This is a genomic window from Vibrio sp. Vb1026 (assembly GCF_033338745.1).
GTDB classification, from domain to species: Bacteria; Pseudomonadota; Gammaproteobacteria; order Enterobacterales; family Vibrionaceae; genus Vibrio; species Vibrio alginolyticus.
In genome coordinates, this window is the sequence record NZ_JAWOTH010000004.1 from 173,385 (window position 1) to 186,976 (window position 13,592).

10 protein-coding genes are annotated in these 13,592 nt (G+C 44.9%); 5 read left to right on the forward strand and 5 right to left on the reverse strand.

Annotated elements, in window-relative coordinates; translation table 11 throughout:
- Positions 1–32: 32 nt before the first annotated feature.
- Positions 33–1,403, forward strand: a complete 1,371-nt coding sequence (locus R7E47_RS09155) for an SLC13 family permease (protein WP_130546003.1) — start codon at positions 33–35, stop codon at positions 1,401–1,403.
- Positions 1,404–1,545: 142 nt separating this feature from the next.
- Here R7E47_RS09155 and R7E47_RS09160 read toward each other — a convergent pair whose 3' ends face one another.
- Complete coding sequence (locus tag R7E47_RS09160; protein WP_318084146.1) at positions 1,546–2,883, reverse strand: GGDEF domain-containing protein; 1,338 nt, start codon at positions 2,881–2,883, stop codon at positions 1,546–1,548.
- A gap of 336 nt (positions 2,884–3,219) precedes the next feature.
- Here R7E47_RS09160 and R7E47_RS09165 point away from each other — a divergent pair, with 336 nt between their 5' ends.
- Positions 3,220–4,044: a DUF2797 domain-containing protein gene (locus R7E47_RS09165; protein WP_053303179.1), complete on the forward strand. Its 825-nt coding sequence runs from the start codon at positions 3,220–3,222 to the stop codon at positions 4,042–4,044.
- Positions 4,045–4,133: 89 nt separating this feature from the next.
- On the opposite strand, the gene R7E47_RS09170 is transcribed toward R7E47_RS09165, so the two are convergent.
- Positions 4,134–5,369 carry a cysteine desulfurase-like protein gene (locus R7E47_RS09170; RefSeq protein ID WP_017634865.1) on the reverse strand — a complete coding sequence of 412 codons (1,236 nt, stop codon included), beginning with the start codon at positions 5,367–5,369 and terminating at the stop codon, positions 4,134–4,136.
- On the reverse strand, positions 5,353–6,009 hold the full coding sequence (locus tag R7E47_RS09175; protein ID WP_005377989.1) for a 2OG-Fe dioxygenase family protein: 657 nt from the start codon (positions 6,007–6,009) through the stop codon (positions 5,353–5,355). The genes R7E47_RS09170 and R7E47_RS09175 overlap by 17 nt, the downstream gene beginning before the upstream one ends.
- Before the next feature lie 359 nt (positions 6,010–6,368).
- Here R7E47_RS09175 and trxB point away from each other — a divergent pair, with 359 nt between their 5' ends.
- The 3 genes from trxB (at position 6,369) to cydC (ending at position 10,933) form a co-directional block, all read left to right on the forward strand.
- The gene (trxB, locus tag R7E47_RS09180) at positions 6,369–7,328 is read left to right on the forward strand and encodes a thioredoxin-disulfide reductase (protein WP_005377991.1); all 960 of its coding nucleotides are present in this window, start codon (positions 6,369–6,371) and stop codon (positions 7,326–7,328) included.
- Between the two features lie 103 nt (positions 7,329–7,431).
- Positions 7,432–9,219 carry a heme ABC transporter permease/ATP-binding protein CydD gene (cydD, locus tag R7E47_RS09185; protein ID WP_318084149.1) on the forward strand — a complete coding sequence of 596 codons (1,788 nt, stop codon included), beginning with the start codon at positions 7,432–7,434 and terminating at the stop codon, positions 9,217–9,219.
- Positions 9,212–10,933 carry a heme ABC transporter ATP-binding protein/permease CydC gene (gene cydC / locus R7E47_RS09190; protein WP_154204674.1) on the forward strand — a complete coding sequence of 574 codons (1,722 nt, stop codon included), beginning with the start codon at positions 9,212–9,214 and terminating at the stop codon, positions 10,931–10,933. Before cydD ends, cydC begins: the two co-directional genes overlap by 8 nt.
- 97 nt (positions 10,934–11,030) lie before the next feature.
- On the opposite strand, the gene R7E47_RS09195 is transcribed toward cydC, so the two are convergent.
- Positions 11,031–12,362: a D-serine ammonia-lyase gene (locus R7E47_RS09195; protein WP_053349523.1), complete on the reverse strand. Its 1,332-nt coding sequence runs from the start codon at positions 12,360–12,362 to the stop codon at positions 11,031–11,033.
- A gap of 83 nt (positions 12,363–12,445) precedes the next feature.
- The gene (gene serC / locus R7E47_RS09200; RefSeq protein ID WP_064353824.1) at positions 12,446–13,540 is read right to left on the reverse strand and encodes a 3-phosphoserine/phosphohydroxythreonine transaminase; all 1,095 of its coding nucleotides are present in this window, start codon (positions 13,538–13,540) and stop codon (positions 12,446–12,448) included.
- Positions 13,541–13,592 lie beyond the last annotated feature (52 nt).

The window sequence follows — 13,592 nt, forward strand, 5'->3', positions numbered from 1 at the left end:
CGACAAAAGGCAATGCAAAAGGAGCACTACCCATGACCGCACTCGCTGTGACATTGAAGAATTGGTTCTTCACTCGCAACAGCATGATTTTGAACGCGAATATCCTATTGTTCATTATCTTGTTTAATACCTTACCCTTTGAACCACAAGTAGTAACCGGCCTGAGCATCTTAGTTTTTGTTGCTATTTTGTGGCTAACCGAAGCGATTCACGTCAGCATTACTGCGCTGCTCATACCACTACTTGCGGTATTTTTGGGTGTGTTCAACACTCAAGCCGCACTGAATAACTTTTCCAACTCCATCATTTTTCTATTTTTGGGTGGTTTTGCACTAGCTGCGGCTCTACATAAACAAAAGCTAGATCAAGCTATTGCAGATAAAGTACTATTGCTGGCAAGAGGAAAAATGTCTGTCGCTGTATTCATGCTATTTGGTGTGAGTGCTGGCCTGTCAATGTGGATTTCAAACACCGCCACCGCCGCGATGATGTTACCGCTTGTGCTGGGTGTGATGACAAAGCTAGACGCCAAGAAAAACCACAACACCTTTTTGTTTGTTCTACTCGGTATCGCTTACAGTGCTTCAATTGGTGGTATTGCAACACTGGTTGGTAGCCCACCAAACGCAATTGCAGCAGCTGAAGTTGGCCTTAGCTTCACTGAATGGATGAAGTTTGGTGTACCTATTTCCCTAGTATTAATGCCAATCGCTATCCTCGTATTGTACACGATGACTAAGCCTGACCTTAGCCACAAGTTTGACCTTGACCATCAACCAGTCGAATGGACAAACGGCAAAATGATTACGTTGGCGATTTTCTTACTGACCGTGACGTTGTGGATATTCAGTAAGCCTATTAACGCTATGCTGGGTGGCTTCGCGAAGTTCGATACTCTTGTAGCTATTGGCGCCATCCTTCTACTTGGTGCTTCTCGCGCCGTCGAGTGGAAAGATATCGAGAAAACAACCGACTGGGGTGTGTTAATCCTATTTGGTGGTGGTATCTGTTTGAGTAACGTCCTAAAAACAACCGGAACAAGCGTATTTTTGGCTCATAGCTTGTCAGGCTTCCTTGAGCAAGCCGGTATTCTCTTAACGATTCTTGCAGTGGTTGCTTTTGTTGTCTTCTTGACTGAGTTTGCGAGTAACACCGCCAGTGCTGCGCTACTTGTCCCTGTCTTTGCGACCATTGCAGAAGCCTTAGGCATGTCTCCGGTTATTCTTTCTGCACTGATTGCCGTCGCTGCATCTTGTGCATTTATGTTACCAGTTGCAACACCTCCAAACGCGATTGTGTTCGGTACGGGTCATATCAAGCAAAAAGAAATGATGCGAATTGGTTTCGTATTAAACATTGCGTGTATTGCTGCACTAACGCTTTTCGCTTGGTTGTTCTGGTAAAAATAGCAAGTTCGATTAGCACTACACTGCTGCTCACGGTAATCGTATCGATAACCCAAACTTCCCCCCTAAGTGGTGTTCAGCAGTTTCCCTCTTGGTGGCCAGTTGGCCACCTTTTTTCTTTCCTTTCAGTGAACGGCTATCAGGCTTGCTTCTTTTCGCAAGCAAGTAAACCATAATGAGCTTCCACTCGGTTGCGGCCATTGCGCTTCGCCTGATACAACACTTCGTCAGCTCTCGCCATGGTTTCTGAGACGCGTTCATTCTGCATTTGGGCAACGCCAATACTGCAAGTTAATGATTCACCGTGCACCCACAAATGATCCTCCACATTTTTGCGAATCATTTCTGCCTTCTCTAACGCTTGTTCAATATTGGTATCAGGGCAAAATACGACAAACTCTTCGCCGCCCCAACGAACGAGTCGATCGTCTGAGTAAATAGAAGTCGCTACCACCATGACAAATTCGCGCAATATGTCATCCCCCATTTGGTGCCCAAATTTGTCGTTCACCTTTTTAAACTTATCCAAGTCCAAATAGAGAATACTGAAGGTGTTATGCCCCCAGCGAACCTGACGAGATTGTTGTTCCAGCCAGTGTTGCACAGCATATCGGTTCATCGCGCCCGTCAAAGCATCTCTATGCGCTAACTCTGCAAACTCGTAGTTTTGAGCTCGCAAAGTATCATTCACCTTTTCCAAATGACGGTGACGCTTTTGTGCTTTTTCATAAGCCACTCTATTTTTTCGTAACTCATGAAGTGAAAACGCCAGTCCAAGCGCCATCCAAGAGAGTAATAATGCATACAACAATGTTTCTTGCGCAAGGTAAGCGCCTTCAAACTCAATTTTATCAATCACAATTCTATGTTTACCAAGTGCCGCACCAGACCCAGTTGCAATATCAATACGTGTGATGTTTGAAAATTCAGGTGCAGAGTGCTCAATCGCGACTCCGTTATCTACTAACCACCAGGTCATCACCTGAAGATTTTTAATCGGAATTTCGACAATATCGCTCGAACCCGATGGAGAAAACTGCATGCCATTATATTTAATGGTGTACTCGTCGTCCGGCTTGGAATACTCAGAATTATAATTGCGAAGATACAAACGTAGGTCGTGGCGAGGGTTAGCCCCTATTCCTGCCTCTTCATATCGCACCTTCAATCGAATCGTATGGTAGTTGGAAAGGTCAATACCCTGTGTTGGCGTTGCTGAATCGGTATAAACCGAGATTCCGCAGTAAGGCCAATCATACGAGCTCTGCTTTAGTTCACAGCTAAGGACTAGGCTTTGCCGATCGTATGCGATATCTGCCTCACTCACACCTCCTTCACTGGCATCTTTAGTTGCATAGATATTGAAATGCTCAGGTGTAATGGTCAGCTTTCGCGTATCGCCAGGCACACTATAAAGGGCAACCAAACTGATAGTGCAAATAGAAAGAGCAAAGATAAAGTTATGGATCCACTTCATGGGCAAGTGACCTGCTGAGATTATATGCAATACGTGAGGTTCAATAATTTCAAAAAATGAAATCAAGGTGATTTATCAAGAAATAAAATCACTTTCTCATTCAATTCTTAGTTTCGACACATAGTAACGGATTTTGAACCGTTATCACGTTTTAAAATTTCTAAAAAGTGCAGCTCAACTTCAATTTGCGAAGCATTTCACAGCCATAATTTTTAGAAAATAAAACACGATGCATAATAATTTAGTGCAAGACATTTACTTTAAAGCTCCTGTCAACCCTGCATCTCTTCTCCACTTCAGTATATACTGTGCAAAAACACAATAATGAGTAATGTCATGTCATTAATTGCAACTGGCACGCTAAACAAAATGCGTGCTTCTCTGGACGGTGCCGTCAACTACCGTCTTCCTGTCGGTGAGGAAGAAATCGACTTAACTCCGTTTCTGGGTAAAACGCTCACACTGACTCACACTGGCAATATTTTTTGTTGCTCATGTGGAAAGAAAACGAAAAAGAGTTATTCGCAAGGCCACTGTTTTGTATGCATGAAAAAGCTAGCAAGCTGCGACATGTGTATCATGAAGCCAGAGACCTGCCACTACGATCAAGGGACTTGTCGCGAACCACAATGGGGTGAAGAGAATTGCATGGTGGATCACTTTGTCTACCTGTCCAACACATCCAGCTTAAAAGTTGGTATTACTCGTCATACTCAAATCCCGACTCGTTGGATTGACCAAGGCGCGACTCAGGGCTTGCCAATTTTTAAAGTAAAAACTCGCCATATCTCCGGTTTAATTGAAGTTGAACTGGCGAAACATATCGCAGACAAGACCAATTGGCGCACACTGCTTAAAGGTGACGGTGAACCTATGGCATTGCAGGACCGTTTTGCTGAGCTATTGCCTTTAGTCGAAGAGAAAATTGCCGAGATAAAACAGCAATTCGGCGAAGATGCCATTGAAGTATTAAACGAAAGCATTACCGACCTTAGCTACCCGGTACAACAGCACCCAACGAAGATCACTTCGCATAACTTCGATAAAAACCCGGTTGTTACTGGCACTTTGCAAGGCATCAAAGGTCAATACCTCATCTTTGATACTGGCGTTATTAATGTAAGAAAATTCACTTCCTATGAAGTTGAAGTTAGTGCGTAATCGCTTGTAAACGCGTTGATTCAAATAAAAACGAAAAAAGCTCGAGTTTGACTCGAGCTTTTGTTTTTCTATTAGGAAGAAATCGTTAGTTATGCGTCAAGGATGCTTTCTAGCACATCGAATAACATATCGACTTCTTCTATTGTGTTGTAATGCATACAACCAATTCGCACTACACCACCCGATTCTTCTAAACCAAGTTGACGAACTAAGCCCAACGCATAAAAGTGACCATTCCATACACAAATGTTATGTTCACCCAGTGTTTTCGCGATGAACTCTGGAGAATATCGGTCAAACGTTAGCGCAAAAGTTGGCGTGCGGAGTTGGCTATCTTCCTTTGCGATACCGAATAGATTGACACCATCTAATGCATTCAAACGCTGTAAGAAACGCCCACTCAAGCGCTGCTCATGTTGTTCATACAGTTGGTAGCTTTGCTCCAACCGTTGGCGAAGAGGTAAACCGACTTCACCAAATTGAGCCAGATACTCAACCGCAGAAACGACACCAGCAAGACCTTCAAAACTTTGCGTTCCTGTTTCAAATCGACCTGGACCTATATTAGTGGCAGGCTCGACTTTGTAAGGGCGAATACTGTGGAGCCACTGATCGGCTATGTAAGCAATACCAACGTGCGGTCCGAAAAACTTGTAAGCTGAGCAAGCTAAAAAGTCACAACCTAACGCTTGAACATCAACCAAATGATGAGGCGCATAATGGACGGCATCCACATAAACTTGTGCCCCAACATTGTGCGCCATGCTGACTACTTGCTGTACATCCACAATAGAGCCCGTCGTGTTCGATGCATAAGTCACAGCGACAAGGCGCGTTTTATCAGAAAGAAGGCGGCTTAAATGCTCCATATCCAGCGTACAATCTTCTTCGTTGATACGAACTTGATGAACCGTAACGCCTTTATCTTCTGCCGCTTGCTGCCAGCTGGATACATTTGAATAGTGATCCAAAGCGGAAACAATGATCTCATCTCCTGCTTGCCAATCTCGACTAATCGCGCGACTAAGCTGAAAGGTTAGTGAGGTCATATTGGCACCGAAGACAATATTGCCAGATGAAGGGGCATTAAGTAGAGCCTGAGCCGACTCACGCGCATTTTGCATTACGTCAACGGTCACTTGGCTAGAAAAATAATGCCCGCCTAAGTTAGCGTTGAAACGACCTAAATACCCTACCATACTGTCTAGTACTGATTGAGGCACTTGTGAGCCACCTGGACCATCAAAAAACGTCACGGGCTTGTCGTTGTGGTATTGAGCCAACGCCGGAAACTGCTCTCTGATCTGATTAAGATTGAAGTTCATTACGCTTATCCGTAGCAGTGAGTACAAATACATCCATATGGCCCGCTTCGTCATCAATAACAGAGCGGATTGGGCACGCGTTATGCCACAGCTTGCTATCAGCCAAGATTGCGACCTCTCCGGTTTCTAGCACTTTACGGAAAAATGGGGCTTGGTTATGGCTGCTGTACAGCATGATGTCGCCACCGATGATGTTATGGCGTCCCACACCAACCATTGCAATATGATCAAAACCGTCTTGGTGCACACCTTCAGGTGCTACTTGGGTTTCTTCTTCCAGTGCCCTGATACGGATTTGGTGAATTTCTATTTCTTGACCGTTTGGCAGATGATTCGCATTGACAAACAATTCACACATTTCTCGAAATCCATCGCTGGTAAGAATATCCTTCTCAATTGGCTCGAATTGTCTTACTACATCACCTTGAAATCGGTTGATATCAGAGGATTGAACAAAGCTATTTTTATTTAAGTCGATGACTTTGCCGTTATCAAAACCAACCACAGAATAACGTCGTAGTCGATACTGACCATCTGCATGTTCGGTACGAGGCAGTTCTTCAAACGATGGGGAAAGCTGCTCAATTGCTGCCATGCTGAGCTGTGTTAAATGTAGAGTATTCTCACGTGAATGTAACATCATTTGCTCCTTTAATGAGGCACATTAATTAACATTTAATTTACACACTAGGTTACGCAAATATTCTGCAATTACCAGCTTTTAACGTTGATAGCTTCAACAAAACGACCAAAACAACATAACAAACCAAATTAAACCACAAAAACAGAGCCATGTTTCAGTTTTACGCTTTGACAATATTTGAAACTAGACTTCTCTACTATGAATAGAATTTTATGCTAGAAGTCAACGTTCTCAATCAATATTTAGTGGGTTCTAATCTATAACCAATTATTCGATCACAATCGTTGTTTATGCTTTTAAAGCACTAAGAATTTCCATACAATCGAGGGAAATGTTACGCCCTTTTTGGAGCCATAATGAGCGACGTAAAACACTGTAAATTATTAATTCTTGGTTCTGGTCCTGCAGGATACACAGCTGCCGTCTACGCAGCGCGTGCAAACTTAAACCCTGTGCTTGTGACGGGAATGCAACAAGGTGGTCAGCTAACCACCACAACTGAAGTTGAAAACTGGCCAGGCGATGCTGAGGGACTGACAGGTCCAGCATTGATGGATCGCATGAAAGAACACGCCGAGCGTTTCGAAACTGAAATCGTATTTGATCACATCAATGAAGTAGAGCTATCACAACGCCCATTTCGTTTAAAAGGCGACTCAGGTGAGTACACTTGTGATGCCTTAATCATATCTACCGGCGCATCAGCAAAATACCTTGGCCTTGAGTCTGAAGAAGCATTTAAAGGTCGCGGCGTTTCTGCTTGTGCAACCTGTGACGGTTTCTTCTACCGTAATCAGAAAGTTGCAGTTGTGGGCGGTGGTAACACGGCTGTTGAAGAAGCGCTATACCTATCTAACATTGCGTCAGAAGTTCACCTGATCCACCGCCGCGATTCATTCCGCGCAGAGAAGATCCTTGTGAAACGTCTGATGGATAAAGTTGAAAGCGGTAATATCGTTCTTCATACCGATCGCACTCTCGATGAAGTACTGGGAGACGATATGGGCGTAACGGGCGTCCGCATTAAAGACGTGAACAGCGGTGCGACAGAAGATATCGATGTAATGGGTGCATTCATCGCAATTGGCCACCAGCCAAACACACAAATCTTTGAAGGCCAAGTAGACATGAAAGATGGCTACATCATCGTTCAATCAGGTCTTGAAGGCAACGCAACACAAACTAGTATCGAAGGTGTATTTGCAGCTGGCGACGTAATGGACCACAACTACCGTCAAGCGATCACCTCTGCAGGTACAGGTTGTATGGCTGCATTAGATGCTGAACGTTTCTTAGACTCACTTGGTGACAAATAACTTTTCACATTTGTGTCATATCCTTAAAGCCCAGCGGTATTCCCGCTGGGTTTTCTTTTGTATACTACCGCCTCATTAAAACAATTATCATTAAGCCTTCACGATGGATAAGAAAAAGCAAAGCAGCTTGAATAAGTGGCTGAAGCAACAAAGTAAGTTAGCCAAGCGCTGGCTTATGATTGCGATAGGCCTAGGCGTACTTTCAAGCGTGTTTTTATTGGCTCAAGCAGCCCTGCTCGCCTCCATTCTGCACCAGTTAATCATTGACCAAGTCGACAAAGCCGACCTCATTTGGCATTTTGTTGGGCTCGGTGGCACGGTTATCGGTCGAGCTGCTTGTACCTGGGGTCGAGAGCTTGCCGGTTACCGTTGCGGGGAGCAAATTCGAGTTTATATTCGCCAACTCATTTTAGATAAAGTTCATAAACTTGGGCCAGCTTACATCAAAGGCAAACCTGCTGGCAGTTGGGCAACGCTCATCTTAGAGCAGGTAGAAGATATGCAAGATTTCTTCTCACGCTACTTGCCTCAAATGTCATTATCGGTACTAGTGCCTTTCATCATTTTGGTTGTCGTATTCCCAGTAAACTGGGCAACAGGCTTGATCTTCCTGGTCACTGCACCACTGGTGCCTATTTTCATGGCACTGGTTGGGATGAAAGCCGCAGAAGCAAACCGTAAAAACTTTAAAGCGATGCAGCGTTTGTCGGGTCACTTTTATGACCGCTTGCAAGCAATGACAACCATTCGCTTATTCGATAGAACAAAATCTGAAACTGAGACGCTAAAGGGTGCTTCAGAAGTCTTTCGTACTCGTACCATGGACGTTCTGAAAATCGCGTTTCTGTCTTCTGCGGTGTTAGAGTTTTTCACTTCCATTTCTATCGCAATTACCGCTGTCTACTTTGGCTTTAGTTATATCGGGGAGCTGGACTTCGGCTACTACGGCACAGGTGTTACGCTCTTTGCTGGTTTGTTCATTCTGATTCTTGCTCCAGAGTTTTATCAGCCATTACGCGATTTGGGCACGTTCTATCATGCAAAACAGCAAGCGGTTGGCGCAGCAGAAAGCATTGTCGAGTTTCTGGATTTGGAAGTCGATCAAATCAAAGATGGTACCCAAGCGTTAGATAAAAACAGCCCTATCCATATTGAAGCGGACCAGTTAACCATTTTTAGTCCGGAAGGTAAGCAGCTCGCAGGTCCCCTATCCTTCTCTCTTGAAGCCAACAAAAGTACGGCTTTAGTTGGACCAAGTGGCGCAGGTAAAACAAGTTTGGTAAACACAATCCTCGGTTTCATGCCTTATCAAGGTAGCTTAAAAATTAATGGCTGCGAATTGTCGCAACTGGATCTAGCCACATGGCGAGAGGCAGTAAGCTGGATTGGTCAAAACCCGATGCTATTACACGGTAGCATTCGAGATAACATCACACTAGGTAAGCACAATATTCAGGATGCAGACGTACATTCTGTGTTGAATGACTCTCACGCTGCTGAATTTGTTGAAATGCATGGGTTGGATTATCCGATATCTGATCGTTCTGGTGGTTTATCTGTCGGCCAAGCGCAGCGTTTAGCACTGGCTCGCGCCATGCTACAAAATGGTCGTTTTTGGTTATTAGATGAACCAACCGCAAGCTTAGATGCTCGCAGTGAAAAACTCGTGATGGAAGGCATTAACAAGTATGCGCATGCCACAACGAATTTGATGATTACTCACCAACTTGCGCCTTTACAAAACGTATCGCAAATTCTTGTTATGCAGGACGGCCAGATTGTTCAACGTGGTGATTACGCCACACTGTCGACAGAAGATGGCTTATTTAAAGACATGTTGGAAGCGAACCTCGCACAACGTGAAACAGACAAGGGGAACTTAGATGCGTGATTTACTCCCTTATCTAAAACTCTATAAAAAACACTGGTTTGGTCTTTCGCTAGGTATGCTACTGGCATTTCTGACCTTAGCGGCGTCTATTGGCTTATTAACGCTATCAGGTTGGTTTATTTCAGCCGCAGCGGTGGCAGGCTTGACGGTTGCTCGTGAGACCTTCAACTACATGTTACCAGGTGCCGGGGTACGCGGCGCTGCAATGGCTCGAACCGCAGGTCGATGGGGAGAACGTGTCGTTAGCCACAATGCAACGTTCAAGCTGCTTACCGATCTACGTATCTTCTTCTTTAAGAAACTTGCACCACTGATTCCGGGTCGTGTTTCTACGATGCGTGATGCCGATCTGCTCAACCGCCTAGTAGCGGACGTAGACGCGATGGATCACGTTTACCTTCGACTTATCAGCCCTGTCGTGATTGGTATTTTTGGCATATTGTGTTTAACGGCTATCCTGGCTTTCTTTGATTGGCATCTCGCCCTACTGCTTGGCTCGATTCTTACCGTCATGTTGTTTGTATGGCCAGTGCTGTTCTATAAACTGGGTAAAAATAATGGCGAGAATCTCACTCATCATAAAGCGCAATTTCGAGTGGCGACACTGGACTGGCTTCAAGGCTACAGTGAACTGAGTATCTTTGGAGCAGAAGAACGTTATCGTAATCTCATTCTAGAGAAGCAGAAGCAGTTGCTGTCTAACCAATTTGTGAACGCGAATTTAACGGGCATGGCTTCAGGCCTGCTTATGCTGGTGAACGGCCTTACACTGGTTGTGATGCTTTGGTTTGCTGCAGACGGCGTAGGTGGTCGTGCTCCTGATCCTTGGATTGCGCTGTTTGCGTTTGCAACCATGGCGAGCTTTGAGATTCTGATGCCTATCGCGGGCGCATTCCAGTATCTCGGTCAAACGTTGACCTCTGCTCGTCGTTTAAATGAAGTAATTTTGGCTGAACCTGACGTTGTCTTCCCTGAGCAGTCGAAACATAAAGACACAACGTTAGACATTGAATTCGACAACATAGATTTTACTTACCCTGACGGTCAGCAAAAGGTGCTGAAAGACTTGTCACTCTCACTACCGTTGGGCACTAAAACTGCAATTGTAGGTCAAACAGGTTCAGGTAAATCAACACTGATTCAGCTTCTTTGTCGCTACTGGGATGTAAACCAAGGTGAAGTTCGAATCGGTGGTACAAAACTGCAAGATTGGAGCGAGTCGGACCTGCGAGCAGCAATGACAGTGGTCAGTCAACGCGTAGATGTACTAAACGGGACACTACGTGACAACTTACTCATGGCCGCTCCGGACGCAAGTGATGAGCAACTGTCTACTATTTTACAAAAAGTCGAGCTTGGCGGACTTCTTGAAGAGCCGGGTTTAGACGCTTGGTTAGGCGACGGCGGTCGTCAGTTATCTGGTGGTGAGAAACGCCGAATCGGTATTGCTCGAGCATTGCTACGTGATGCCCCAATCCTACTCTTAGATGAGCCGACTGAAGGCCTCGATAAGCGTACGGAACAAAAAGTGATGGCGCTTTTCAATGAACACTTTGCTAATAAGACAGTAGTATTCATTACACACCGACTGATAGAGTTAGAAAGTATGGATAGCATCTGTTTGATGGAACAAGGTGAGATCATCGAACAAGGCGACCATCCAACGCTACTCGCTCAAAAAGGTCGTTACTACCAGCTATTACAATCTCTATAATTCGATTTTCAGTGACGAGAAGGGCTCATCAAACGATGAGCCCTTTTGTTATTCCTGTATTATTAGTTACCTAATTAAGCACGTATACAGTGCTGATTTACCGACCAGATTTTTTGAGATAAGCCGCCATTTCATCTTCCGGAACCATGCCCCCACCTGTTGCCCAAACAAGATGCGTTGCGTTTTTGAGTTTTTCTTCGTCAAATTTCATTCGAGACTGATAAGCATGGTTATTCGAGACGTGCACTGCCCCAATCATACCGGCTAATGCAGAAGGCTCTAGATTAATACCTTCCAGTTCACTTAACTCACCCAAGTGGTGATACATACGAGCGTCATCAATGGTGTAAAAACCATCAAGTAGCCTTTCCATCGCTCTTCCGACAAATCCCGAGGCACGCCCGACTGCCAAACCATCAGCGGCGGTGATGTTATCGATACCCAAATCTTGTACCGAAATATCGTCATGCAAGCCTGTATGTACGCCCAACAGCATGCACGGTGAGTGCGTTGGCTCTGCGAAAATACAGTGGACATGCTCGCCAAATGCTACCTTCAAGCCAAATGCCACCCCACCAGGTCCACCGCCAACACCACAAGGAAGATAAACAAACAATGGATGATGCTCATCAACCACGATTCCCAAGTCATCAAATTGCTGCTTAAGACGCTCACCCGCAACAGAGTAACCTAGAAACAGCGTCCGTGAGTTTTCATCATCGATAAAGAAACAGTTGGGATCTTTTTCTGCCTCTTTACGACCTTGCTCGACAGCAATACCATAATCTTCTTGGTGCTCTACGACATTAACACCATGTGACCGGAGCTTATTTTTCTTCCATTCCCGCGCATCCGCAGACATGTGGACTGAAACTGAAAAACCCAGCTTCGCACTCATGATGCCGATGGACATACCAAGATTGCCGGTTGAGCCAACCGCAATACTGTACTGCTTAAAAAACTGCCGAAACTCATTGCTGAACAATTTGCTGTAATCATCGCTTTCACAGAGCAAGCCGGCATCAAACGCCAACTTTTCTGCATGAGTGAGCACTTCATAAATACCACCTCTCGCTTTGATCGAACCAGAAATTGGCAAATGACTGTCTTTTTTGAGCATTAAATGGCCCAATATTGGCGTGTCGTATTGCTGCTCCAAACGCACTTTCATATTGGGAATATCCACCACTGCGGACTCAATAACGCCACGCGACGTTTCCGTTTCGGGAAACGCTTTCATCAAATAAGGCGCAAATCGTGTTAGCCGTTCACTCGCCGCTTGAATATCTTTTTCATCTAACCCGACATGAGGTAAGCCTTCCTCCAAGGAAGTGATATGGGGGTTGAACCAACAAACCTCTTCAAGATCAATAAGTGCAGCCAAGAGTGGGAACTGCTTAGTCAGCGCTTCAATATTTGCCTTGGTCATTTTACCTTCCTGGAATGATGTGAGTTGAGATAAACAAAAGCGCCGCAATAGCGACGCTTTGGAGAACAACTATCAGTTTGAGCTTACGCGTAGTTTTTCTCAAACTCTTGCATGAAGTCTACTAACGCTTGAACGCCTTCTAGCGGCATTGCGTTATAAATGGATGCTCGCATACCACCAACTGCTCGGTGACCTTTTAGAGCTTTCAGCCCTTTAGAGTCTGCTAACTCAAGGAAGGTTGCATCCAGTTCAGGCTTAGCAAGTTGAAATGGCACGTTCATCAAAGAACGGTTCGCTGAGTGCACGCCATTACGGTAGAAATCAGACTGATCGATGTAATCATACAGTAGCGCGGCTTTAGCGCGGTTCACTTGCTCAATCGCTTTTACTCCACCCTGTGCCTTCAGCCATTTGAAAACAAGACCAGACAGGTACCATGCAAAGGTTGGTGGCGTGTTGAACATTGATTCTTTTTCTGCCAAAACAGTGTAATCCAAGATACTTGGTAGTACCTGCTTCGCCATACCTAATAAATCATCGCGCACGATAGCAATAGCAATGCCGGAAGGACCAATATTTTTCTGAGCGCCCGCGTAAATCACACCGTATTTAGACACATCGATTTCACGAGAAAGAATTGTCGAAGACATGTCAGCAACAATCGGTTTGTCGGTGATAGGAAGATCGTTAATCTCAATACCATCAATGGTCTCATTTGGACAGAAGTGAACGTAAGCCGCTTCTGGAGCAATTTTCCATTCACTTGCAGGTAGAACCGCGACTTTCCCGTTGATTTCTGTTTTTGCATCAAACACGTCTGGTTCGCAGTATTTTTTCGCTTCAGCTACCGCGCTTCCAGCCCAATAACCACCATCGATGTAAGTTGCCGTATCGGCATCACCAAGTAAGTTTAGAGGAACAGCAGCAAACTGAGCACGAGCACCACCTTGGCAGAACAGCACTTTATAGTTGTCCGGAATATTCAGAAGATCACGTAAATCCTGCTCGGCTTCTTCTGCAACTTTGATGAACTCTTTGCTTCGGTGGCTGATTTCCATGACCGAAGTGCCAAGACCTTGCCAATCGATTAGTTCCTTTTGTGCTTGCTGCATAACTGCTTTAGGCAGACCTGCTGGCCCTGCACTGAAGTTAAATACGTTGTCCGTATTTTGTTCCATGATGCTCATTGCTCCTGCTATGTAAATATTAAGAAATTAATATCACGTTTTC